Source organism: Nocardia sp. NPDC059764 (assembly GCF_042732555.1).
Lineage (GTDB): Bacteria > Actinomycetota > Actinomycetes > Mycobacteriales > Mycobacteriaceae > Nocardia.
In genome coordinates this window covers 1-23,946 of sequence record NZ_JBHWHH010000017.1, presented here as the reverse complement: position 1 = coordinate 23,946, position 23,946 = coordinate 1, and the positions used below count along the sequence as shown (strand labels likewise).

19 protein-coding genes and 1 riboswitch are annotated in these 23,946 nt (G+C 68.5%); of the genes, 13 read left to right on the top strand and 6 right to left on the bottom strand.

The window, feature by feature from the left end; genetic code table 11:
* Positions 1–60: 60 nt before the first annotated feature.
* Complete coding sequence (locus ACFV4K_RS05900; RefSeq protein ID WP_379272421.1) at positions 61–3,336, bottom strand: BTAD domain-containing putative transcriptional regulator; 3,276 nt, start codon at positions 3,334–3,336, stop codon at positions 61–63.
* 102 nt (positions 3,337–3,438) lie between these two features.
* Between ACFV4K_RS05900 and ACFV4K_RS05895 the strand changes: the two genes are divergently transcribed.
* The 3 genes from ACFV4K_RS05895 (at position 3,439) to ACFV4K_RS05885 (ending at position 6,235) form a co-directional block, all read left to right on the top strand.
* On the top strand, positions 3,439–4,113 hold the full coding sequence (locus tag ACFV4K_RS05895; RefSeq protein ID WP_379272420.1) for a hemerythrin domain-containing protein: 675 nt from the start codon (positions 3,439–3,441) through the stop codon (positions 4,111–4,113).
* 92 nt (positions 4,114–4,205) lie between these two features.
* Positions 4,206–5,432, top strand: coding sequence for a cytochrome P450 (locus tag ACFV4K_RS05890; protein ID WP_379272418.1), 1,227 nt, complete (start codon positions 4,206–4,208; stop codon positions 5,430–5,432).
* Positions 5,433–5,506: 74 nt separating this feature from the next.
* The gene (locus ACFV4K_RS05885; protein ID WP_379272416.1) at positions 5,507–6,235 is read left to right on the top strand and encodes a TetR/AcrR family transcriptional regulator; all 729 of its coding nucleotides are present in this window, start codon (positions 5,507–5,509) and stop codon (positions 6,233–6,235) included.
* Positions 6,236–6,301: 66 nt separating this feature from the next.
* On the opposite strand, the gene ACFV4K_RS05880 is transcribed toward ACFV4K_RS05885, so the two are convergent.
* The 3 genes from ACFV4K_RS05880 to ACFV4K_RS05870 all read right to left on the bottom strand — a co-directional run bounded on the left by ACFV4K_RS05880 (position 6,302) and on the right by ACFV4K_RS05870 (position 11,023).
* Positions 6,302–7,108, bottom strand: coding sequence for a tyrosine-protein phosphatase (locus tag ACFV4K_RS05880; RefSeq protein ID WP_379272415.1), 807 nt, complete (start codon positions 7,106–7,108; stop codon positions 6,302–6,304).
* Between the two features lie 140 nt (positions 7,109–7,248).
* Complete coding sequence (locus tag ACFV4K_RS05875) at positions 7,249–9,516, bottom strand: MMPL family transporter (protein WP_379272413.1); 2,268 nt, start codon at positions 9,514–9,516, stop codon at positions 7,249–7,251.
* 115 nt (positions 9,517–9,631) lie between these two features.
* Positions 9,632–11,023, bottom strand: coding sequence for a threonine/serine exporter ThrE family protein (locus ACFV4K_RS05870; RefSeq protein ID WP_379272457.1), 1,392 nt, complete (start codon positions 11,021–11,023; stop codon positions 9,632–9,634).
* A 137-nt stretch (positions 11,024–11,160) separates the two neighbouring features.
* On the opposite strand from ACFV4K_RS05870, the gene ACFV4K_RS05865 reads away from it, so the two are divergent.
* From ACFV4K_RS05865 to ACFV4K_RS05855, 3 genes are all read left to right on the top strand, one after another.
* Positions 11,161–13,068 carry an acyl-CoA dehydrogenase gene (locus ACFV4K_RS05865; RefSeq protein WP_379272411.1) on the top strand — a complete coding sequence of 636 codons (1,908 nt, stop codon included), beginning with the start codon at positions 11,161–11,163 and terminating at the stop codon, positions 13,066–13,068.
* A gap of 209 nt (positions 13,069–13,277) precedes the next feature.
* Positions 13,278–13,517 (top strand): hypothetical protein, encoded by a 240-nt coding sequence (locus ACFV4K_RS05860; protein WP_379272410.1) that lies wholly within the window; start codon positions 13,278–13,280, stop codon positions 13,515–13,517.
* The gene (locus tag ACFV4K_RS05855; RefSeq protein WP_379272408.1) at positions 13,514–14,188 is read left to right on the top strand and encodes a phosphatase PAP2 family protein; all 675 of its coding nucleotides are present in this window, start codon (positions 13,514–13,516) and stop codon (positions 14,186–14,188) included. Before ACFV4K_RS05860 ends, ACFV4K_RS05855 begins: the two co-directional genes overlap by 4 nt.
* On the opposite strand, the gene ACFV4K_RS05850 is transcribed toward ACFV4K_RS05855, so the two are convergent.
* On the bottom strand, positions 14,157–15,050 hold the full coding sequence (locus ACFV4K_RS05850) for a nuclease-related domain-containing protein (RefSeq protein WP_379272406.1): 894 nt from the start codon (positions 15,048–15,050) through the stop codon (positions 14,157–14,159). The genes ACFV4K_RS05855 and ACFV4K_RS05850 overlap by 32 nt on opposite strands.
* Before the next feature lie 83 nt (positions 15,051–15,133).
* The gene (locus ACFV4K_RS05845) at positions 15,134–16,819 is read right to left on the bottom strand and encodes a GMC oxidoreductase (RefSeq protein ID WP_379272404.1); all 1,686 of its coding nucleotides are present in this window, start codon (positions 16,817–16,819) and stop codon (positions 15,134–15,136) included.
* Positions 16,820–16,950: 131 nt separating this feature from the next.
* Here ACFV4K_RS05845 and ACFV4K_RS05840 point away from each other — a divergent pair, with 131 nt between their 5' ends.
* The 7 genes from ACFV4K_RS05840 to gcvP form a co-directional block, all read left to right on the top strand.
* On the top strand, positions 16,951–17,568 hold the full coding sequence (locus tag ACFV4K_RS05840; protein ID WP_357085007.1) for a CDP-alcohol phosphatidyltransferase family protein: 618 nt from the start codon (positions 16,951–16,953) through the stop codon (positions 17,566–17,568).
* Between the two features lie 63 nt (positions 17,569–17,631).
* A complete protein-coding gene (gcvH, locus tag ACFV4K_RS05835; RefSeq protein ID WP_379272402.1) occupies positions 17,632–18,030 on the top strand; it encodes a glycine cleavage system protein GcvH in 399 nt (132 codons plus the stop codon).
* A 186-nt stretch (positions 18,031–18,216) separates the two neighbouring features.
* Positions 18,217–18,684, top strand: coding sequence for a glycogen accumulation regulator GarA (gene garA / locus ACFV4K_RS05830; protein WP_213555026.1), 468 nt, complete (start codon positions 18,217–18,219; stop codon positions 18,682–18,684).
* A gap of 44 nt (positions 18,685–18,728) precedes the next feature.
* Positions 18,729–19,514, top strand: coding sequence for a MerR family transcriptional regulator (locus ACFV4K_RS05825; protein ID WP_379272401.1), 786 nt, complete (start codon positions 18,729–18,731; stop codon positions 19,512–19,514).
* A gap of 147 nt (positions 19,515–19,661) precedes the next feature.
* The gene (locus ACFV4K_RS05820) at positions 19,662–20,135 is read left to right on the top strand and encodes a bifunctional nuclease family protein (RefSeq protein ID WP_379272399.1); all 474 of its coding nucleotides are present in this window, start codon (positions 19,662–19,664) and stop codon (positions 20,133–20,135) included.
* Positions 20,136–20,340: 205 nt separating this feature from the next.
* Positions 20,341–20,907, top strand: a complete 567-nt coding sequence (locus ACFV4K_RS05815; RefSeq protein WP_357085017.1) for a MerR family transcriptional regulator — start codon at positions 20,341–20,343, stop codon at positions 20,905–20,907.
* A 51-nt stretch (positions 20,908–20,958) separates the two neighbouring features.
* A riboswitch (glycine riboswitch) is annotated at positions 20,959–21,054 on the top strand.
* A 127-nt stretch (positions 21,055–21,181) separates the two neighbouring features.
* Positions 21,182–23,946 (top strand): aminomethyl-transferring glycine dehydrogenase (gcvP, locus tag ACFV4K_RS05810; RefSeq protein WP_379272397.1); only part of this gene is annotated, 2,765 nt, incomplete at its 3' end.

Genomic DNA, 23,946 nt, shown 5'->3' with positions numbered 1-23,946 from the left:
GTCGGTGGGACGGTTGGGAACAACGATCGAGCCACCCACTAGTAGACGACCAGTGACCGGTCAGTGGCCGAGGCGCGCCCGGGCCGCGGTGATCCATGTGGGGTTTCCACACGCCCGTCCGATATCGAGGGCGGCGCGGTGGTGCTCGGCGGCCAGGGCGGCCTCGCCGCGGCGGGCCGCCAGATCGCCGAGCACGGCGTCGACGGGACCGACCACATACGCGCCGGTGTCCGCGCCACCCAGCCGACCCCGGTAGACCAGCAGGTCGGTGTAGGTCTCGGCCGCCTCCCGTGGCGTGCCCAATTCCGCGACCACCATGCCGCGCAGGGTGAGGAAGAACGAGCGGAACCGGTCGTGGCGGATCGGTTGCGCTCGGCGCCACATCGATTCGGCGGCCGAGCGATCACCGGCGGCGAGCAGGACGAGCACATGGAAATCGACGACGGCGTCCAACGACACCGCGTCGGCCTGCTCGACGAACGTCGTGATCACCGGCGCCAGCTCGCCCAGCCGCCCGCGGCCCAGATAGACCGTGAAAATGGCCATCAGCACGATGCCGTCCGCGTTGAGAATGCCCGCGCCGGCGAGCAATTCACCGGCGCGCAGGTAATGGCGCTCGGCGTCGTCGGGGTCATCGGCGGCCAGCGCCAGCAGCCCGCGAGCCATCGCATTGGCCAGCTGAGCCTGCCGCCACTGATAGCGGTCGGCCGTCACCGTGGTCGCCTCGAGATGCTCGCGGGCCGCGGCCAGGTCTCCGGAGGAGGCGGCGGCTTGCAACGCGATGGTGTGGCCCAGCAGCTGATACGTGTGATCGCCGGTACGCCGCCCGATCTCGATCAACTCGGTGCCCAGCGCACCGCGATCCGGGGTGTCGTAGAGCGAAGCCCGAGCCTGAAGCACCGGTGCGAGCAGGGTGTCGTCGCCCAGCTCACGGGCGATCGCCTCGGCCTCGGCCGCCGCCGGGCTCGCCTGTTCGCCTGCCTCGCCGCCGATCTCGTCGACCAGCGCCACCAGCAAGCGGCAGCGGTCGGCCGGGGACAGGCCGGGCAAGCGCAGCGCGTTCTCCAACCGGGCGACGATCGGGTGCTCGACCACGCCGTACTGCCGGTTCATCCACGGGGTCGGCGCGTCCCAGGCGGTGAAGGCCCGCACCACCAGGTCCGGTCGATCGGCGTCCTCGGCCAGCCGCACCGCGCGGTCTCGGGCGGCACGCGCTGCCAGCGCGGACCCGGCGGAGAGGTGATCGTGACCGGCTCTGCCCAGCAACGCGACCCGTTCGTCGACGGTCTCGTCGCGGGGGAGTCGCTCCAAGGCGGCCACCGCGCGTTCGTAACCGGTCGCGGCGACGTCGTAGGCGAAACGCCGCTCGGCGCGGTCGGCCGCCGCCACCGCGTAGCGGGCAGCCCGCCGCGCCGTCTCCGGGGTCACCGATTCGCCGAAATGATGGGCCAGAGCGGTCAGATCGTCCGGAGCGATCTCCTCGAGCGCGGCCCCGATCCGGCGATGCCAGCGATCGCGGCGCACCCGCGACAGATCCCCGAGCAGGGTGTCGCGGACCAGGACGTGGGTGAAACGGGCACGGCCGCTGGCGGGTTCGTCGAGCAGATTCGCCACGCTGCCCGCCTCGACCGCATTGAGCACGTCCTCCTCACCCACCTCCGCGGCCCGCAGCAATACCGCGAGATCGAACTCCCGGCCGATCACCGCGGCCAGGCGCAGCAACGCCACATCGGTCTCCGGCAAGCGGGACAGTCTGCGGCGCAGTACATCTCGCACGCCCTCGGGGACCTCGGACGCGGCGACCAGCTCGCCCTCGCTGCGCAGCAGCCGCGCGGTCTCGGTGAGGTAGAAGGGGTTGCCGCCGGTGCGTTCGTGCAGGGTCGCCAGCACCGAGTCCGCGGGGGCGCTTCCGGTCAGCGCGGTGACGAGCCGGGCGCTGTCCTCGAGGCCCAGGCCGCGCAACTGGATTCGCGCCCGGATCGTGGTTGCGAGACCGGCCAGCGCCTGGGTCAGCGCGGGCGGCGCCTCGTCGGGCCGGTAGCCGATCACGACGAATACCGGAGCGCGGGTGGCCGCCGCGGCGAGCAGGGCCGCGGTCTCGGCATCACAGCGATGCACGTCGTCGAAGAGAATCGCCAGCGGTCCCTCGGCCGCGACGGCGGTCAGGTAGTCGCACACGGCCCGGTGCAGTAGGAACCGGCCGTGGGCGCGGTCGGCCTCGGGTGCGCCCGCGGCGTCGGTGAGCAGGGGAGCGAGCGCGGGAGCGAGCCCGGCGGGGTCGTGCTCGGCGGCCAGGGCCCGCAGGATCTCGACCCACGGCCACGCGGAGGGCGCGGCCTCGTCCTCAGGGCAATGACCCAGCACCACGCGATAACCCGAGTCCCGCAGGTCGTCGCGCAGTCGGCGCAGCAGCGAGGACTTGCCACTGCCCGCCTCACCCACCACGGTCGCCGTCCGTGGACCGGGAGCGGCGGCCGCCGCGTGCAGGGACGCGAGTTCGGTTTCGCGCCCGAGGAACTCGGGTACCGCCGGACCCGGAACCGGCTCGCGCGGCGGCGCGGGAACGGCGATCACCTGCTCCTGCACCGGGATCCGTTGGGCCAGGATGTCGGCTTCGAGCCGGGCCAGGGCCGGACCCGGATCGATGCCCAGCTCCTCGGCGAGCACCTCGCGCGCCTGCCGCAGCGCCGCGAGCGCCTCGGCCTGACGGCCCGCGCGATACCGGGCCAGCGCGGTGAGCCGCCACGCCTCCTCCCGCAACGGATGCTCCCGGCACAGCACCTCGGCCTCGGCCGCCGCCGACGCCGGCTCGTCCTGTTCGAGCAGCGCCACCGCGAGCTGTTCGCGCGCGCTGAGCCGCAGCTCCTCGAGTCGCACGGCTTCCGCGTTCGCCCAGGACTCCTGCGCGAACGCCCCGTACGCCGGACCCTGCCACGCGGCCAGCGCCCGCTCGAGCGCGCGCCGCCGTTCGCGCGGATCGTGCAGCCGTGCAGCCGCGTCCAGGTCGGCGCCGAATGCCCACGCGTCCACCTCGGTGGTGTCGAGTCGCAGCGCGTATCCGGGAGCTCGACTGATCAGCACCGTCGCCGGTGTCCGCGGCGCGCGATCCGGTTCCAGCAGCCGCCGCAGATTGGAGACGTAAGCCTGGAGCGAGCCCAGCGCCCGGGGCGGCGGCTCGCCGCGCCACAGGTCATCGATCAACCGATCGACCGGCACCACATCGCCCCCGGCGACCAGCAGTCGCGCCAGCACCCCGCGTTGCCGCGGCCCGCCGAGATCGAGTTCCCCGCGCTCGCCGGTCGCGGTCAGTGCGCCGAGTACCCGAATCCGAACCATGATCGCGTAAGTCTAGGACGGCCGCCCCCTAGTCCGCCTCGAGTCGATTCCAAGCGTGCCGAAGCACTCTCGTCGCAATCACCGACTTCGACAGGAGCAGCCATGAGCACCGACATCGCGCAGGCCCGGCCCGACACCTACGACATGGTGGTCGTGCACAACGCCTTTCGCCGCCACTTCCGCGCCCTGCCCGCCTTGGCGTCCGGCGTCGCCCCGGGCGATGTCGAGCGTGCCCGCGTCCTCGCCGACTTCCTGGCCGAACTGGGCACCGGGCTGCACAGCCATCACACCGGCGAGGACGAACTGATGTGGCCGCTGCTGCTCGAACGCGCCCCCATGGCCGCCAACCTCGTCCTGCGCCTCGAGGAACAGCACGAACGCATCGCCGAACTCTCGACCCGCGCGCAGCGCGACGCCGCCGAGTTCGCCACGGCCGCCGACCCCGCCGCACGAGACCGGTTCGCCGCCACCGCCACCGCCCTCGCGGCCGCGTTGGACGAGCACCTCGCCGAGGAGGAGACTCACATCCTGTCGGTCGTCGAGCAGGTCATGACCGTGTCGGAATGGCGGGCGCTCGGCGAACGCGGGCGCGCGCACATGCCCAAGGATCGCCAGCTGGTCTTCCTCGGCTTCCTCCTGCACGCCGCCTCGGCGCCCGATCGGCACAAGGTTCTCGCGGAGCTCCCGAGGGCCGCGCGCCTGGCTTGGCGGCTGCTCGGCCGTCGCACGTTCGACCGGGAATATCGCCAGGTCTACGGCACCGAACCGAACTGGTGACAGATCAAATGAACGCTATTTAGTAATACGTGTTCACAAACCGGCCTGTGGTGTGGTTCACTCGACGTCGAACGTGTTCCAAAGGAGGTTCCGTGTCCGCGCCGTCCATTCCCAACGGTTTCGACTTCACCAACCCCGACCTGCTGGCCGAGCGCCTGCCGGTCGAGGAGTTCGCAGCTCTTCGCAAGCAAGCCGCTCCGTTCTGGGTGCCGCAGGCCGATGGCCTGACCGGCTTCGACGACGGCGGCTACTGGGCCATCTCCCAGATGGATGACATCAAGGAGATCTCCAAGAACCCCGAGCAGTTCTCCTCCGAGGAGAACACCGCGGTCATCCGCTTCTACGGCGACATCGCCCGCGAAGAGATCGAGGTGCAGCGCTACCTGCTGCTGAACATGGACCCGCCCAAGCACACCAAGCTGCGCCGCATCATCTCCAAGGGCTTCACCCCGCGGGCGGTCGAGTCGCTGCGCAACGCGCTGCGTGAGCGCGCCGAGAAGATCGTGCACGAGGCCAAGAAGAACGGCTCGGGCAACTTCGTCGAGCAGGTCGCCTGTGAGCTGCCGCTGCAGGCCATCGCCGAGCTCATCGGCATCCCGCAGGAAGACCGTCGCAAGATCTTCGACTGGTCCAACCAGATGATCGGCTACGAGGACCCCGAGTTCGACGGTGACCACAAGGTCGCCACCGCCGAGGTCATGGGCTACACCTACAACCTGGCCGAGCAGAAGCGCGCCTGCCCGATGGACGACATCGCCTCCACCCTGCTGCAGGCCGACCTCGAGGGCGAGTCCATGGCCTCCGACGAGTTCGCCTGGTTCATGATCCTGCTGTCGGTGGCCGGCAACGAGACCACCCGCAACGCCACCACGCACGGTATGAAGGCGTTCGTGGACAACCCGGATCAGTGGGAGATCTACAAGGAGCAGCGTCCGCGTACCGCTCCCGACGAGATCGTCCGCTGGGCCACCCCGGTCATCGCCTTCCAGCGCACCGCGACCGAGGACCTCGAGCTGTCCGGCGCCTCGATCAAGAAGGGGCAGCGTATCGGAATGTTCTACAGCGCGGCCAACTTCGACGAGAACTACTTCGAGGACCCGTACAAGTTCAACGTGCTGCGCAACCCGAACCCGCACGTCGGCTTCGGCGGCACCGGCACCCACTACTGCGTGGGCGCCAACCTGGCCCGCCTGCAGCTGGATCTGATCTTCAACGCGATCGCCGACGTGATGCCGAACCTGCGCCAGGTCTCCGAGCCGGTCCGCCTGCGCTCCAGCTGGCTCAACGGCATCAAGAGCTGGGAAGTCGCCTACGAGTGAGCGATCGGGCCCCGGACGAGGTAACTTTTGTTACCCCATCCGGGGCCTTGCTCGTTTCTACATTGGAGTCAACCATGAGTGAACCTCGCCGACGCGGACGAGCGCCGGCGGTCAGCGACGCCGATATCCGGCGCGTCGCGCGGTCACTACTGGTCGACCACGGCCCGGACGCGATCACGCTCCGGGCCATCGCTCGTGAACTGGGCATCACCGCCCCCGCGCTGTACCGCTATTACGAATCACGCGACGGCCTGGTCGCCGCCGTCCGCACCGACGTCTGCCTCGACCTGGCCAAGGATCTCGAGGCGTCGGTCGAGGGCCTCCCCGACGACGCCGGGATCCGCTTCTTCGCCATCTGCCGCGGCTTCCGCCGCTGGGCGCTGACCCACTCGCGCGAATTCACCCTGGTCTTCGCCTCCCCGGTCACCGCCGGAATCACCAGCGCCATGCAGCAATTCGGCGAACCGGTCGGGCGCATCTTCCTCGGGGCCGCGGGCCGCCTGCTCACCGATTACCAGGTCGTGACCACCCCCACCGAGCTGATCCCGCCGGAACTGCGCGACGACCTGATCACCTTCCAGACGGAACTGCTTCGCGTGCTGGCGGATTCGGGTCAGAAGTTCCCCGCCGAGAAACTCGACCTCGGCGTCAGCTACGTCATGATCCAGTTCTGGGCCCGCCTCTACGGCCACGTCACCCTCGAGGTCTTCGGCAACTACCCGATCCAGATCTCGCACCCCGACGTGCTCTTCGACTCCACCCTGGCCGATATCGGCCGCGGCATCGGCCTCGTCGCGCGCTGACCCGGCGTCACGAACCATGGTGGCCCGCAACCGATCCGGTTACGGGCCACTGGTCGGTCGCTGCGGTCAGGCCAGCAGCTTGGCCTTGAGCGCGGCGATGTCGGCCGCGGTCAGCCCAAGGCCGTTGCTCACGTAGTTGGCGAAGCTGCCGTAGGACTTGTTCGCCTGGGCGAAGGCCGAGTCGAGCTCGGCGGCGGTCACGCCGTTGTTCACGTCGCCGGGGGCGGCGTCGCGGTAGTAGCTGGACAGCATGAAGTCGTAGTACACGGTGTCCTTGTCGACACCCAGCAGGGTCAGCAGCACCGCGCCCGCCCAGCCGGTGCGGTCCTTGCCCGCCGTGCAGTGGAACAGGACGCCGCCATTGTTGTAGGCGATATCGCGGATCACGGCGGCGAAGCCGGCGTTCGCGCCGGGAGCGGTGATGAACTCCGGGTACACGCTCGCCGCCGACGAACCCGAGGTCAGCAGCGATGTCGGCGGGAGGCCGCCCAGAATGTCGTCGTGGTGTTCGGTCGCTCCGGCGGGGATCTTGTCCGAGCCCGCGAGCAGCTGCTCGTAGCTGGTCCGCAGATCGTGGACCGAGACCACATTGTGCGCGGCCAACGCGGTCACGTCGGCGGTGGTGGCCGAACCCAGTGCGGCAGTGCGGTACACCAGACCGGTGCGCACGGTGTGCCCGTCGGTGGTCCGGTACCCGCCCGCGTCGCGGGCGTTCTGCACACCGGACAGGTTCAGCGAGCGCGCGGCCGGATCGAGCAGGACATTGGCGGTCGCGACCGGCGGATCGACCGCGAGCGCCAGGCCGGGCGAAACCCCGAAGGTCAAGGCGGCGGCCAGTACCACGGTCGCGCCGATCGTACGAGGTCGAATCATGGGTGTTCCCTTCGATAGACGCCCCGGCACCCGCCGGTGCGTACAACACCGGGCCGGGACAGCCGGGAGCTTAGCTGACGCCGTGTCTATCGAATGGATACTTTGTTAGCGAACACCGGGTGTGGCCGAAAAGGTCAGCATCAGACGCTGAGGCGCGAACCTCCTGCCGCGCCGACCATGTCGGCCACCGGGGGCTCGGCGGGGGCGCGCTCGTCGTCGAGGATGGGTTCGCTCAGGCCGATGCGCTGCTGGATGCGCTTCATCCAGGCCGGGGCCCACCAGCAGCGATCGCCCAGCAGCTTCATGACCGCCGGGACCAGCATCATGCGCAGGACGGTGGCGTCGATGATCAGGGCCGCGATCATGCCGTAGGCGATGTACTGCATGAGGACCAGGTCGGAGAAGGCGAACGCGCCGGTGACGACCAACAGGATCAGCGCGGCCGCGGTGATGATGCGACCGGTGTGGGCGGTGCCCGAGCGGATCGCCTCCTCGGTGCTCGCGCCGCGGGCGCGGGCCTCGACCATGCGCGACAGGAGGAAGACCTCGTAGTCGGTGGACAGGCCGTAGATGATGGCGATGATGAGGAACAGGATGTTCGCCTGAATCGGCTGCGGCGTGAAGTTGAGCACCGTCGCGCCGTGACCCTCGGTGAAGATCCAGGTGAGGATGCCGAGAGTCGAGCCCAGGCCCAGCACGCTCATCAACGCGGCCTTCAGTGGCAGCACCAGGGAGCCGAAGGTCAGGAACATCAGGATCGTGGTCGCGGCCAGGACCAGCGCGATCATGAGGGGGAGACGGTTCAGCAGCGCGGCGATGGTGTCGTGCTGGACCGTGGGGACGCCGGACACCATGAGGGTGGTGCCGTCGGCGGTCTCCAGATTGCGCAGGAAGTCGATCGTCTTGTCGTACTTACTGGAATCGACCAGATACGCCTGGGTCTTGTAAATCGTCGGATCGGTCTGGGACCGGGTCGGGATCTCGAAACCCGAGGGCAGCAGACCGGGGGCGAAGCTCGCCCGCTCGACCAGCGGGCCCACCTCGGTGCTGTCACCGGTCACGATGATCAATTCGATCGGGTCGGATTTGCGCAGCGGGAAGTAGGTGTCGATCTCGTGCTGGGCCACCCGCACCGCATTGTCCGGCGGCAGATACTTCTCGCTGAAACCGCCGAAGGCGATATTGCGCACCGGCAGGATCAGCACCAGCAGGCCGAGGATCAGCAGCGCGGTGATCTTGCGCGGATGCCGCATCACCCAGGCGGTGCAGCGGCCCCAGAAACTCTGCTCCACATCGCGGGCCGCGTCGGCGCGCCGGAATCGCTCGATGCCCAGGGCGTTCACCCGCGGGCCCAGGATCGCCAGCATCGCCGGCAGAATCGTGACCGCCGTGAACGCGGCCAGGCTGACCGTGGCGATCGCGCCGTAGGCGATGGACTTCAGGAAGCCCTGCGGGAACAGCAGCATCCCGGCCAGACTCGCGACGATCATGGTCGCCGAGAACACCACCGTGCGGCCCGCGGTCGTCACCGAACGCCGCACCGCGGTCGGGGTGTCGTACCCGTCGGCCACCTCCTCCCGGAAGCGGCTCACGATGAACAACGCGTAATCGATGGCCAAGCCGAGCCCGATCATCGAAACGACCGGAGCGACGAACGAATTCACCTCCGCGACATTGGTGATCGCGCGCACGATGCCGTTCGCGCCCAGAATCGTGAGCACGCCGATCATGAGCGGCAGCGCCGCCGCGACCACGCCGCCGAAGATGAAGAACAACAGAATCGCGACCGCCGGGATCGCCAGCAATTCCATGCGATGGGTGTCGGCGGAGATGGTGTCGGTCAGCGCGGTCCCGATGGGTTGCAGCCCACCGACCTTCACGTCGATGCCCGGTACCGCGAACGCGTTCTTCACCTGCACGTAGTGCGCCGACAGCGCGTCACCGGTCTCACCCTTGAGGGCGATGGAGGCGACCGCGCGCGTCTTGTCCTTGGTGGCCAGGCCCGACTGCGAGCCCAGGGTCGTGGTCACCCCGGGCCAGTAGGTGGCGTTGACCGCCTGCACCGCGTCGGGGAACCGCGTGGTGAGGCTGTTGAGACTGTCCACCACCGGCTGATTCACGGTGGGGTCGTCGACGGTCGTCCCGTCCGGGAAGTGGTAGATGATGACCATGTCCGCGGCGTGGTTCGGCCCGAACGCGCCCGCCGCCAGCTCCGCGGCCTGCACCGACTCCGAATTCGGGTCGTCCAGACCACCCGCGCTGAGGTGGCCCTCGAACCCCAGCGAGTACGCGCCGAGGGCCAGCAGGGCGGCCGCGACCGCACCGAGGACGAGGAAGCGATAGCGGGCGACGAGTTGTCCCCATAGCGCGAAGACATCGCGTTCGCGCGGGCGGCGGCTCGTGGTCATACTGCACGGTAACAGGCATGCTCAGAATTAATTAAAAGCCTTGTCTGGCAATACAATTAGAATTACACGAAACGTGATTTCATGATAGATGAAAGGTATTCATCGAGGTCGCGAATCAACCGGCCGCGAGCCGGGGGCGGCGCAACGAGCCCATGCGCCGGATGATGCGCGGCCGCCGCAGGTCACGGGCCATCCATTCACCCAGGGTGACGCCGGCGGCCAGCGCCAGACCGACCGCGAACGCGCTGAACAATTGGTTCAGCCCGATCAGCAGTTCGTCATTGAGCAACGCGTACAGCCCGCGATAGACCTTCAGACCCGGCAGCAGGGGAGTGATGCCCGCGACCGCCACCACCAGCGGGGGCGTCAGCGCCCGCCGGGCGAGCAGACCACCGGCCAGACCCACCACGGTGGCGGCCGCACCCGAGGAGACGACCGGCCCGAACCCGTAATGCTGGGCCAGCAGATAGACCACGGTCGCCGCGCCACCGCTGAACGCGGCCGCCGCGAGCGCCCGCTGCTCGGCATAACAGGCCAGCGCGAACGCACCGGCGGTCACCGCACCGGCGAACAGCTTGAGCGGCAGATTGGTCAGGTCGCGGGTCGAGGTCATCTCGACCGTCGGGACCGTCGCCTCGAACACCTCCGCCACCCGCAGCGTGAGCGCGATCCCGCCGATGATCCCGACGGTCATCATGATCACTTCCAGCATGCGCGCCGACGCGGTCACCGGTGCCCCGGTGATCGCGTCCTCCACCGCGCCGACCAGTTGTAAACCGGCCAGCAGCACGGCGATTCCGGCCGCGATGATCAGCGCCGGGTCCAGATGCAGCCCGGCCGCGAAGGTGGACACCAGTACCGCGGGCGTCGCGGCGATGACGCCGCCCATCATGTGCTGGAAGAAGAACGGCAGCCCGCGCCGATTCAGCAGCCGGTTGGTGCGGTCGATGAGCATGGTGGTCACGAAACTCAGCAGCCCGATCAGCCAGCCGCCGTTGAGCAACAGCGCCACGGCCGCCGCCATCAGCGCCCAGCCCAGTGTCGCCGACCACCGCGGGTAGGGATGCGGCGCGGAGGTGATCTCGTCGAGGGCGGACAGCGCGTCCTGCGGCGGCACCAGTTCGCTGCGGATGCGCCGGGTCAGCCGGTCCACCGCGGCGAGCCGGGTGAAGTCCAGCGCCCGATAGTGCACGACCCGCATGGTGGTGGCCGGCGGCAGCCGGGTGCCGCGGTCGGCGGAGATACGGATCGAGTTGTAGGTGACGTCGATATCGCAGTTGGACAGTCCGTAGGTGGCGGCGATGAACTCGATCTGGGTGGTGGTGTCCATCACCGCAGTGCCGGATGCCAGTACGACTTCCCCGACCCGCTCGGCCAGATCCAGCACCTCGGTCACGGTCGCGTCGTCGGTGAGATCGATCGGCTGGACCGGGGCCGGCGCCTCCACGACGGTGTCCACGGTGGCGCGCTGATCAGCGACGACGTGATCGGAGACGGTGGTGAGCAGGCGGCGCCACCACCGGGTGCGCAGCCCCGCGGGCAGACCCGGCGACTCGACGGCCACCTCATTGCTCACAGTAAGAAACGTACACGGGCGATCCAGATCACCAGGATGAGCACAGCCGTGGCAGTAGTGTTTTGGGTATGGCGACGAGCGGCGTTTCGATCTCCGAAGAGCTACGCACGGCACTCGACGGCCCCTGGCGGGAGGTTCGCCAACGGGCCCGCGCAGTCCTCGACGACGACCGCCTGTTCGGCGATCCGAGCCTCGATCTGAAAGCCGCGCGGGCACGCGTGCTGGAGCAGATGGAGCTGGTCTCCTCCTTCGGCTGGGTCGAATCCGGCTTCCGCCACGCCGACGGCACCCCCGGCGACGCGGGCGCGGTCGTCACCGCGCTCGAGATGCTCGCCTACACCGATCTGTCGCTGTGGGTGAAAAGCGGTGTGCAGTGGGGGCTTTTCGGCGGCGCGGTCGAGAACCTCGGCACCGAGCGGCACCGCGAGTACCTCGACGAGCTGATCCCGCTGCGACTGCTCGGCTGCTTCGCCATGACCGAGACCGGTCACGGCAGCGATGTCGCCAACCTGGAGACCACCGCCACCTACGACCCGGCCACCCGGGAGTTCGTGGTGCACAGCCCGACTCCCTCGGCCCGCAAGGACTACATCGGCGGCGCGGCCGAACATGCCCGCATGGCAGCGGTTTTCGCGCAGCTGATCACCGGCGGGCAGAGCCAGGGCGTGCACTGCTTCCTGGTCCCCATCCGCGACGAGGCGGGTGGCGACCTGCCCGGCGTGACCACCTCCGACTGCGGCTACAAGGGCGGCCTGCCCGGCGTCGACAATGGTCGAATCCTGTTCGACCAGGTCCGGATTCCGCGCGAGAACCTGCTCAACCGGTACGCCGACGTGGCCGAGGACGGCACCTACAGCTCCGAGATCGAGAACCCCAGCCGCCGCTTCTTCACCACCCTGGGCACCCTGGTGCGCGGGCGGGTCAGCGTCGGCGGCGCGGCGGCCGCCGCGGCCCGGGTCGCGCTGAGCATCGCGGTCCGCTACGGCGAGCAGCGCCGGCAGTTCGCCGACCCCGACACCGGCGAGGAGACGGTGCTGATGGACTACCGCAGTCATCAGCGCCGCCTGCTGCCGCTGGTAGCCCGCTCCTACGCACTGGCTTTCGCGCAGAACGACCTCGTGTATCGCATGCATCTGGTGCAGACCGGGCAGGAGACCGACCCGCAGGCCCGGCGCGCGCTGGAGAACCGGGCCGCCGGACTCAAGGTGGCGCAGACCCGATTCGCCACCGCCGCCATTCAGGAATGTCGCGAAGCCTGCGGCGGCGCGGGCTATCTCACCGAGAACCGCCTGGTCGGCCTCAAGGCCGATACCGACGTGTTCACGACGTTCGAAGGCGACAATGTCGTCTTGACCCAGTTGGTGGCCAAGGATCTGCTGACCGCCTACGCCGACGAGGTCCGCGATCTCGACGCGCTCGGCTGGGTGAAGTTCGCCGCCACCATGGCCCGCGACGTGGTGCGCGAGCGATCCGGTGTGCGCCAGATGATTCAGCGTCTGCGCGACCGCGGCGACGACACCGTCGACGAGGGCGACCTGTCGCGGCGCTCGATCCAGTTGCAGCTGTTCGCCGACCGCGAGGACTATCTGGTCCGGACGGCCGGACACCGGTTGCGCGCCCGCGCGAAGGAGACCGGGCCGTTCGAGGCCTTCAACAACGCGCAGGATCACATCCTGGCCGCGGGGTCGGCCCATATCGAGCGCTTGGTACTGGAGGCCTTCATCGACGGCATCGCCGCCATCGAGGATCCGGAGGCGCGGGCGCTGGCCGACACCGTCTGCGATCTGTTCGTGTACTCGGCCATCGAGCAGCATCAGGCCTGGTACATCATGCACCGGTTCATGTCGGTGGAGCGGGCCAAGTCGGTGCGGCGCGGGGTGAACGAACTCGTGGATCGGCTACGGCCGCAGGCGCTCACGCTGATCGAGGGCCTGGGGGTGCCGGAGGGTCTGCTGCGCGCGGCGATGCTCGACTGAGAACAGCATTGCCGCACTGAACCGGCCTGCCGCACTGAACCTTTCCCCGGCGCTGCCTCGTTGAGAGGTTGCCCCCACGCACCTCTACTACATGCTGTCGTATTTCAGGATGTGATTCGGGCCGCCCGGCACGGACGGCAATTCGCAACGCTGCGAGGGGGAATCATGATCCCGGTAGGTTCTCGGCCGCCCGCCGAGGGGGCCAGGCGATGATCGACAAACTGATCACACCGGCGCTCCGCACACCGAAACTGGTGCTGGCCCTGATCGCCATCGCCTTCGTGGTGTGCGGGGCGATCGGCACCCGGGCCGCCGCGCGCCTGTCCAATGGCGGCTTCGTCTCCACCCACTCCGAATCAGACCTGGCCCTCGCCGAGGCCCCTGTCGCGGCCGCTGCTGGAACGGGCCGCGCTGCGGGAATGAGCGCGGACGCTATCGTGCAGACGTGAGCAGACCGACCACCCCCGTCCCCGAGCTCCCGGCGGCCCGGCCCCACCCGGCCACCCTGCCCGCCGTGATCCTGGCGGGGGTGATCGTCACCCTGCTTGTGCCGCTGACCTTTCCGTCCGGCGGCGGCTCCACGAGCGCGGACCTGACCCTCGAGAACGGCATCCATGCGGCGCTCGACGCCCACACCTGGGTGTACCGAGTGCTGGTGTTCCCCAGTAACAGTCCCGTCGTGCTGACCCTGCTGGCCGTGTCCGCCGCGTGGCTGGCCTACCGGCGGCTGTGGTGGCAGGCGGGCTTCGCGCTGATCGCCCCGGAACTGGTGGTGGCGGTCAATACCTATGCGCTCAAACCGTTCTGGGAACGCAAGCTCGAGCACTATCTGGCCTACCCGAGCGGGCACACCGTGCAGTTGGTCGCCGTGGTGACCGCGTTCGCGCTCGTGACCGAATCCGCGCGGGTGCGCCGGGGCACGGTGATCGTCATGGCGGTGGTGCTGCCCGCCGTCACGATCGGAATGGTCGGTCTCGGATACCACCATCCGACCGATGTGGTCGGCGGCACCACGGCCGCCGTGGCGCTCGTGACCGCCCTCTACCTGCCGTGCCGCTACCTCGCGGCAACCACCGCGGGGCGGGCGGCTAAAACAGCGACGCCGCCCCCGCCAGAATGAACCAGACCACCCACAGCGCCGCGATGATGAAGCCCAGGGTGAGCATCACCCGCATGACCCCGCGCCCCACCTCGATCCGATCGCTGCGGCGCGGATAGAGCTTCCACGGGCTGAACCACGGCGACGGCAGGACGAAACCGCGGCCCGCCGAGGCGTGCTCCTGCTCCAAGCGGGCCTGCTCCAAGGCGTACGCCTCGGCCTGCGCCTGCTGGGGGCCGCCGTGCCACAGGGTCGGATCGACCGGGCCCAGGAAGCCCTCGTTCAGCAGGTCCTGCGGCGCGGGCAGATATGGCAGGATCCCCAGGCCGCGGAACGCCCACGCCACGTCATTGGCCGACCACTGCGGGCGCCCCCGCGACAGCAGACCCGTGAAGTGGTCGCGCAGCCGCCGCTCGTCGCCCAGCAGCACCTGGAAGCTCGGGTCGTTCCACAGCTGGGTGACCTTCAGATTCGACCCCGGCGGCGGCACCACCAGCACGATGCCGTGGATGACCCGCTGCCCGAGTCCCCGCTCGGCCAGCCAGGTCTGCAACGCGAAGGTGTGATCGCGGGACTTGTCCAGGGGGCTGCGCTTGTCGCCGCCCTCGAAGGTGACGATCCGGTCTCCGACCCGCCACGGGCCGTTGACCGGCACCTGCAGCTCGCCGTCGAGACGCTCGCCCAGCGCCTCGGCCTCGATCACCACGCAGCTGGTCGGCGTCCACACCACCGCGTCGAAGGGATGCAGCTTATCTCCGTGGAACAGAGTGCAATTGACGGTCGCGACACCCTGGGGGTCGGTGCTGCCCTTCCAGGTTCGCAGCCAGTCGATCAGCACCCTCTCGGCGTGCGTGCCGGCGGCGTTCTGCACACGGACGAGCATCGGCTCTCACCTTCCTCGTCGGATCGGTACCGCGAATGGTACGGGCACAACGCCCCAAACTACCGCCGGGCGCGCCGCCGCGCTCAGTTCCGGTGGTCCGCCGGGAAAATCGGCAGCCGCAACGCGCCCGGAGCGAACTCCGGCACCGCCGCCGACTTCGGTGCGACCGGGCTGATCCGACGGTACGCGGCGCCCAGCGGCGGCCGCGGATCGACCTCGTTTCGGTTGGGCCAGAACGCCATTGCGCGCTCGGCCTGCGCGGTGATGGTCAGCGACGGGTTCACGCCCAGGTTCGCCGTCACCGCCGAACCGTCGGCCACGTGCAGGCCCGGATGGCCGAACACACGCTGATACGGGTCCACCACACCGCTTTCCGGCCCCTCGCCGATGACGCAGCCGCCGATGTAGTGCGCGGTGGCGGGAATGTTGAACACGTCCATCGCCAGCATCTGCACATCGCCGTCGACGTGCTCGCCGAAGCGGCGGCCGACCTCGTGGGCCAAGGGGATCCAGGTCGGATTCGGCTTGCCCATACCCTGTTTCGTCTTCAGCTGCCCCCAGCGCCGGAACGAGGTCAGCGAATTGTCCAGCGACTGCATCACCAGTAGGATGACCGAGCGCTCCGAGGCCCGCCGCGCGTTGAGGCTGCGCGCGAACACCACCGGATGCAGCAGCATGGCCAGCAGGAAGCGCAGGAACCGGAACGCGCCGCCGTCGACGATCGGCACCGACAGCGGGAACAGGCCGTTCTGTCTCTTGCCGTAGTGACAGACCTCCACGTGGGTGTCGGGTTCGGGGTGGATGGAGGAGGTGATGGCGATGCCCTCGGCGAAATCGTCGCGCGACTTGCTCACCACATTGAGAATCGCCTCGGAGTTGGAGCGGGTCAGCTCGCCCAGTCGCGGCGACAGGTTCGGCAGCACGCCTTCGTCGCGCATCTTGTGCAGCAGCTTCTGGGTGCCCAGCGCGGCCGCCGCGAACACCACCTGCTCGGCGGTGAACACCTTGCGGCCCTTGCGGACCCAGCGGTCCGAGCGCTGCGTCTCGATGGCGTAGCCGCCGCCGGTCATGGGCCGCACCTTGGCAGCCGTGGTGAGTTCGAACACGTGCGCGCCGGCCTGCTCGGCCAGGTACAGGTAGTTCTTGGGGGTGGTGTTCTTGGCGTTGTGCGGGCAGCCGGTGAAGCAGCGCGCGCAGTGGATGCAGCCGTTGCGCCGCGGGCCCGCGCCGCCGAAGTAGGGGTCCTCGACCTCCTCGCCGGGGGCGGCCTCGTTGAAGAACACGCCGACCCGGGTGGGGTGGAAGGTGTCGCTCACGCCCAGATCGGCTGCCACCGAACGGATCACGTCGTCGGCCGGGGTCATGCGCGGGTTCTCGGTCACGCCGAGCATGCGCTGGGCCTGGTCGTAGTAGGGCGCCAGCTCGGTGCGCCAGTCGGTGATGTGGGCCCACTGGCGGTCGGTGTAGAAGGCCGGGAGCGGCTCGTAGAGGGTATTGCCGTAGATCAGCGACCCGCCGCCCACGCCCGCCGCCGAGAACACCGCGCACTTGCCCAGCACGCTGATCCGCTGAGTGCCGGTCAGGCCCAGCCGCGGGGCCCAGATCGCCTTGCGCACATTCCAGTTCGTCTTGGGGATGTCCTCGGCGTTCCAGCGGCGGCCGGATTCCAGCACGGCCACCCGGTAGCCCTTCTCACTCAGGCGCAGCGCGCTGACGCTGCCCCCGAAGCCGGAGCCGATCACGACGACGTCATAGTCGAAGTCGGGCATGGTCTTTCCTCTCGCGGTCCCAACCAGATGTGAGAAGGATTGCACACAACTCTCTCACGGAGTAGGTTCGCGTCCGGCGCGGCGGCGTGCCCGGATGGTGATGGCGCGCCGATTGGGGTAGGACGGGGACTGTGACAACCGAGCGGAACGCCGAACCGGTGTACAGCGACCGCATCCTGACCGTGCCCAATGTGCTCAGCTTGGTGCGGCTGATCGGCGTACCGGTGTTCCTGTGGCTGCTGCTGGTCGAGAAGGCCGACGGCTGGGCCTTCGCACTGCTGGTCGCCAGTGGTTTCACCGACTTCCTCGACGGCAAGCTGGCCCGGCTACTGGATCAGTCGTCCAAATTGGGCGCGATCCTGGATCCGCTGGTCGACCGACTCTACCTGCTGGCGACGCTGGGCGGCTTCCTGATTCGCGGCATCCTGCCCTGGTGGGTGGTGCTGATCCTGGTCGCCCGCGACGGCATCCTGACCCTCACCCTGGGCATCTACAAGCGCCGCGACCTGCCCCCGCCCGAGGTCATCTACCTGGGCAAGGCCGCCACCTTCGCGCTCATGTCGGCGCTGCCCTGGCTGCTGGCCGGGCAGATGGACTGGGCCGCCGCGGGTTTCGGCCGTGCCTTCGGTGGGGCATTCTTGATCTGGGGCACGGCGGTCTACGTCTGGACCGGAATCCTGTACCTCGGCAAAGCCCTCGCCGTGGCCCGAGCGATACCGCCCGTGCCACACCATGATCACTCCCGATAGGGTGTGCGACGGACGGATCGACGACGATCCCGAGAGGAACCGCCCGTTGAAAGGACACTGCCAGTGACCGCAGTACCCGAGGATTTGCGCTACTCCGAGGAGCACGAGTGGGTGAGCAAGGTGGGTCCGACCCGGGTGCGGGTGGGCATCACCGATTACGCGCAGTCGCAGTTGGGTGACGTCGTGTTCGTGCAGCTGCCCGCGGTGGACTCCGAGGTGAAGTCCGGCGACAGCATCGCCGAGATCGAATCCACCAAGAGCGTGTCCGACATCTACGCGCCGCTGTCGGGCAAAGTCGTTGCGGTGAACGAGCTTCTGGACGCCGAACCCGAGACGGTCAACTCCGACGCCTACGGCGACGGCTGGCTGTTCGACATCGAGACGGACTCCGCCGAAGCCCTCGACGCGGCGCTCGGCGAGCTCCTCGATGCCGCAGGTTATCAAGGAGTTATCGGAGGCTGAAGCAGCCTTCACAGTTCTACCTGCACGGGTACGCCCTGGCAGGGTACGGTCAATGCCAACAGAAGTGCGCGCAGCCGGTGCCCGGAATTTCCGGAACCCACCCGAGGCGGGGAGCGGCCGGAGCGCCGCATCGCTGAGGGCATCAATTGCTTGCATGGATTATTCGGTTCGAGGAGGAGAGCAAGGGTGAGCGAGAACAAGGACCCGGGTTACCAGGAAACGGCAGCAGAGACCACTTCGGTGTTCCGTGCCGACTTCCTGAACGAGGTCGACACGTCGCGCACCGAGCAGACCGGCGAGCAGCCGGTGCAGGGGGTGGAGGGTCTGCCCGCGGGCGCGGCCCTGCTGGTGGTCAAGCGTGGTCCGAACGCCGGCTCGCGCTTCCTGCTCGACCAGCCGACCACCTCGGCGGGACGCCATCCCGACAGCGACATCTTCCTGGACGATGTCACGGTCAGCCGTCGCCACGCGGAATTCCGCCAGGACGACGACACCTTCCAGGTCGTCGACGTGGGCAGCCTCAACGGCACCTACGTCAACCGTGAGCCGGTGGACTCCTCCGAGCTGCAGAACGGCGACGAGGTCCAGATCGGCAAGTTCCGTCTGGTCTTCCTGACGGGTCCGCGACCGGCGACGAGCGACTCGGCGCTATAGGGCCGAGCGGAATGACTGGCGCAGCGCAGTGGACGCGCGGAGGCATGTCGATCGGCTCCGTGCTGGATCTCCTGCGTCCGGATTTTCCGGACATCACCATCTCCAAGATCCGATTCCTGGAATCGGAGGGCCTGATCAGCCCGGAGCGCACGCCCTCGGGATACCGCCGCTTCCATGTGGCGGATGTCGAGCGCCTGCGCTTCGTGCTGACCGCGCAGCGGGACCAGTACCTGCCGTTGAAGGTGATCAAGGAACAGCTCGAAGCGATCGACAGTGGGGCGGCGACGCTCGGAGTCCGGGAAGCGCGGGCCCGGGCGAACGCCGTGGGAGGCATCGTGCCCAATTCCCGAGGTATCCCGGAAACCCCGGATGCCTTGTCCGCCAACGGGGGCGGCCGGCTGCGCCGGTTGAACGCCGTGCCCGGTGAGGTGTCGCCCGAGGAACTCCGGTTCGATCACGAAATCCGGATCACCCGGGCGGATCTGCTCGATCAGGCCGGCATCGACGAGAAGTTCCTCACCGAACTGATCCGGGCCAACCTGATCACCCCCGGCGCCGCCGGGTACTTCGACGGCGACGCCGTCACGCTCGCTCGCACCGCCAAGGCGCTGAGCGAATTCGGTTTGGAGGCAAGGCATCTGCGTGCCTTCAAGCTGGCCGCGGACCGTGAGGCCGCCATGGTGGCCCAGATCGCCGCGCCGATCGCCAAGAGCCGCGACGCCGATGCCCGCGCTCGCGCCGAGGAGACGGTCCGGGAATTGGCCGCACTGTCGCTGACGCTGCACACCTGCCTCGTGAAGACCTCGGTGCGCGCTTCCCTCGGCGGCTGAATTCTTCGCCTAGACTCGGTAATACAGCCGGGTTGGGCGGCCTGGTGAGGATCTGGGAGGCAGTGCCGTGAGTGAGCGAAGCGAGCGAACCAATAAATGCAGCGCGCCTTCGCGCATGGTCGTGGCGAGCGCTGGCGAGGTGCGGCCATGAGCGAAATGCGTGTGATCGGCATCCGTGTCGAACAGCCACAGAATCAGCCCGTGCTGCTGCTGCGTGAGGTGTCCGGGGACCGGTACCTACCGATCTGGATCGGGCAGGCCGAGGCCACCGCGATCGTGCTGGAGCAGGAGGGCGTCACGCCCATCCGCCCGCTCACCCACGACCTGATCAAGGTCCTGATCAAGGAGCTGGGCCACACTCTCAAAGAGGTGCGGATCGTGGATCTGCAGGAGGGCACCTTCTACGCCGACCTGGTCTTCGAGAACGATCTGCGCATCTCCGCGCGGCCCTCGGACTCGGTCGCCATCGCGTTGCGGGTGGGCTGCCCGATCTATGCCGAGGAGCCGGTGCTCGAGGAGGCCGGACTGGTCATGCCCGACGAGCGCGAGGACGAAGTCGAGAAGTTCAAGGAGTTTCTCGAATCGGTATCCCCGGATGATTTCAAGGCCACGGACAGCTGACCAACTCTTGACCGGGCAAAGCATCCGAAATGAGACATTTCCTAGTCTCTACCTCAGCTTTAGGGTGAGAAACACGCGCCCGGCCATGCTTTAACGGTGCCGATTTTGCGGCCACAATCAGGGGAGTAGCCTCGATTGTTAGGCCAACGCTCCAGAGTCGATCAAGAGCCCAGCCCTGATAGGCGCGCAGTAAGGGAGTAAGTCAGTGGGAGATCAACCGCAACCTCGGGATGTGGTGCAGCCAGGGCTGTTCCCCGATGACACGGTGCCCGACGAACTCGTCGGTTACCGCGTGCCCAGCGCGTGCCAGGTGGCCGGAATCACTTACCGGCAGCTCGACTACTGGGCCCGCACCGGACTGGTCGTCCCCTCCATCCGTAGCGCCACGGGATCCGGCAGCCAGCGGCTGTACTCGTTCAAGGACATCCTGGTCCTCAAGATCGTCAAGCGGCTGCTCGACGCGGGTATCTCGCTACAGAACATCCGCATCGCCGTGGACCACCTGCGCAGCCGCGGTGTCGAGGATCTGGCCGGAATCACCTTGTTCAGCGACGGGACCACGGTCTACGAATGCTCCTCCGCCGAAGAGGTGGTCGATTTACTGCAGGGTGGCCAGGGCGTGTTCGGCATCGCCGTGAGCGGCGCCATGCGCGAGCTCACCGGAGCGATCGCCAACTTCCCAGCCGAGCGTGCGGAGACCGCGTCCGCCATGGATCGCCCCGAGGACGAGCTCTCGTTCCGGCGCAAGGCGCGGATGAGCAAGACCGGTTAGTTCGGTCGGCAACATTCTTGTAACCTGCGGCCGCTTAGACTGACAGTGCGTCGCAGCCGTGCGGGAGAGTTCCGGGGATAGTCTCGGACGCCGAAGGAGCAGCACCTCCCCGTCAATCTCTCAGGCACAAGGGACCGTGCGGAGTTTCGACGCCTCTGGAAAGTGATGGCCGCGTGCCGTCCGCCCATGGTGAAAGGTCACCGGTCGCCAGGCCGGGGTCCGAATCTCTCAGGCATCGAGGACAGAGGGGGAGGGCAGACGACACGTCGACCCCATGGTCGACCCCCGCCCACCCCTTGGAGCAGCCGTGATCTGGACTCGATCCTTCGCCGACCGCCACATCGGCCCCGACAGCGGCGCTGAATTGTCGCGCATCCTCGAGACCGTGGGCGTCGAGTCGCTGGACGAACTCGCCACCAGGGCCGTGCCGGCCAGCATCCTGGACGCCCCCGAGGGCAATGGCCTCACCGTGCTGCCCGACGCCGTCTCCGAACACGACGCGCTGGCCGAGCTTGCGGCACTGGCCAATTCGAACACCGTCGCCACCTCCATGATCGGGCTCGGGTACTACGACACCCTCACCCCGCCGGTGCTGCTGCGCAACCTCGTCGAGAACCCGGCCTGGTACACCGCCTACACCCCCTACCAGCCCGAGATCAGCCAGGGCCGCCTCGAAGCGCTGCTCAACTTCCAGACCATGGTCGGCGACCTCACCGGCATGGAGGTCGCCAACGCGTCCATGCTCGACGAGGCCACCGCCGCCGCCGAGGCCATGACCCTGCTGCAGCGGGCCAACCGCAAGTCCAAGTCGGAGCGGCTGCTCATCGACACCGACCTGTTCCCGCAGACCCGCACCCTGCTCTACACCCGCGCCGAGCCGCTGGGCATCGAGATCGTGGAGGCCGACCTGGCCGACGGCGGGCTGCCCGAGGGCGACTTCTTCGGCGTCATCGTGCAGCAGCCGGGCGCGTCCGGCCGGATCGTGGACTGGGCCCCGGTCATCGACGCCGCCCACGAGCGCGGCGCGCTGGTCGCGGTGGGCGCGGACCTGCTCGCGCTGACCCTCATCACCCCGCCCGGCGAGCAGGGCGCGGACGCCTGCTTCGGCACCACACAGCGCTTCGGCGTGCCGCTGGGCTTCGGCGGGCCGCACGCGGGCTACCTCGCCGTGCACACCGCGCACGCGCGGCAGCTGCCCGGCCGCCTGGTCGGCGTGTCCGTCGACGCCGACGGCAATCTGGCCTACCGGCTCGCGCTGCAGACCCGTGAGCAGCACATTCGCCGCGAGAAGGCGACCTCCAACATCTGCACCGCGCAGGTGCTGCTGGCCATCCTGGCCGGCATGTACGCCTCCTACCACGGCGCGGACGGGCTGCGCTCGATCGCGCGCCGCGTGCACGGACACGCGCAGTGGCTGGCCGCCGGCCTCGGCGACGCGGTCGTACACCAGACCTACTTCGACACCGTCCTGGTGAACGTGCCCGGCGGCGCGGAATCCATCGTGGCCAAGGCGAAGGGCGAGGGCATCAACCTGCGTCTCGTCGACGCCGACCACGTGGCCATCGCCTGCGACGAGGTCACCACCGACACCCACGTGGTCGCGGTCCTCGACTGCTTCGGCGCGGCGGTCCCGGTCGGTCCCGAGGGCGCGCTGTTCCACGGCAAGCAGCGCCCGCACATCGAGGTCCGCACCTCCGAGTACCTGACCGCGCCCGCGTTCACCAAGTACCGCACCGAGACCGCCATGCTGCGCTACCTGCGCGCGCTCTCGGACAAGGACATCGCGTTGGACCGCAGCATGATTCCGCTCGGCTCCTGCACCATGAAGCTCAACGCGGCCGCCGAGATGGAGGCCATCACCTGGCCCGGCTTCAACCGGGTGCACCCGTACGCGCCGGTCGAGGACGCGCCCGGCCTGATCAAGCTGATCGAGGACCTCGAGGGCTGGTTGTGCGCGGTCACCGGCTACGACCGGGTTTCCTTGCAGCCCAACGCCGGTAGCCAGGGCGAGTACGCGGGCCTGCTCGCGATCCGCCGCTACCACCTGGATCGCGGTGACTCCCACCGGGATACGTGCCTGATCCCGTCCAGCGCGCACGGCACCAACGCCGCCTCCGCGGCCATGGTCGGCATGCGGGTGGAGATCGTCAAGACCAGCCCCAACGGCGACATCGACCTCGACGACCTGCGCGTCAAGATCGCCGACCACGCCGAGCGGCTGGCCTGCATCATGATTACCTACCCCTCCACGCACGGCGTGTACGAGCACGAGGTGGCCGAGCTGTGCGGCTTGGTGCACGAGGCCGGCGGTCAGGTGTACGTCGACGGCGCGAACCTCAACGCCCTGGTCGGCCTGGCCCGTCCGGGCAAGTTCGGCGGCGACGTCAGCCATCTGAACCTGCACAAGACCTTCTGCATCCCGCACGGCGGCGGCGGTCCCGGCGTCGGCCCGGTCGCGGTGCGTGAGCACCTGGCCCAGTACCTGCCCGGCGACCCGCTGGTGAAGGGCTCGCACGCGGTGTCGGCGGCCATGTACGGTTCCGCGTCGATCCTCCCGATCACCTGGTCCTACATCCGCATGATGGGCGCCGACGGCCTGCGCCGCGCCACCCTCACCGCCATCGCCTCCGCCAATTACATTGCGCGCAAGCTGGACCCGCACTTCCCGGTCCTCTACACCGGCGACAACGGCATGGTCGCCCACGAATGCATCCTCGACCTGCGCGAGATCACCAAGCGCACCGGCGTCACCGTCGACGACGTCGCCAAGCGCCTGGCCGACTACGGCTTCCACGCCCCCACCATGAGCTTCCCCGTCACCGGCACCCTCATGGTGGAGCCCACCGAGAGCGAGAACCTCGAAGAACTCGACGCTTTCATCGAGGCCATGATCGCCATCAAGGGCGAGATCGACCAGGTCGAAGCTGGTGTCTGGCCCGTCGAGGACAACCCGCTGCGCGGTGCCCCCCACACCGCCGAATGCCTGGTCGGCGACTGGAACCACCCCTACACCCGCGAAACCGCCGTCTACCCGATGGG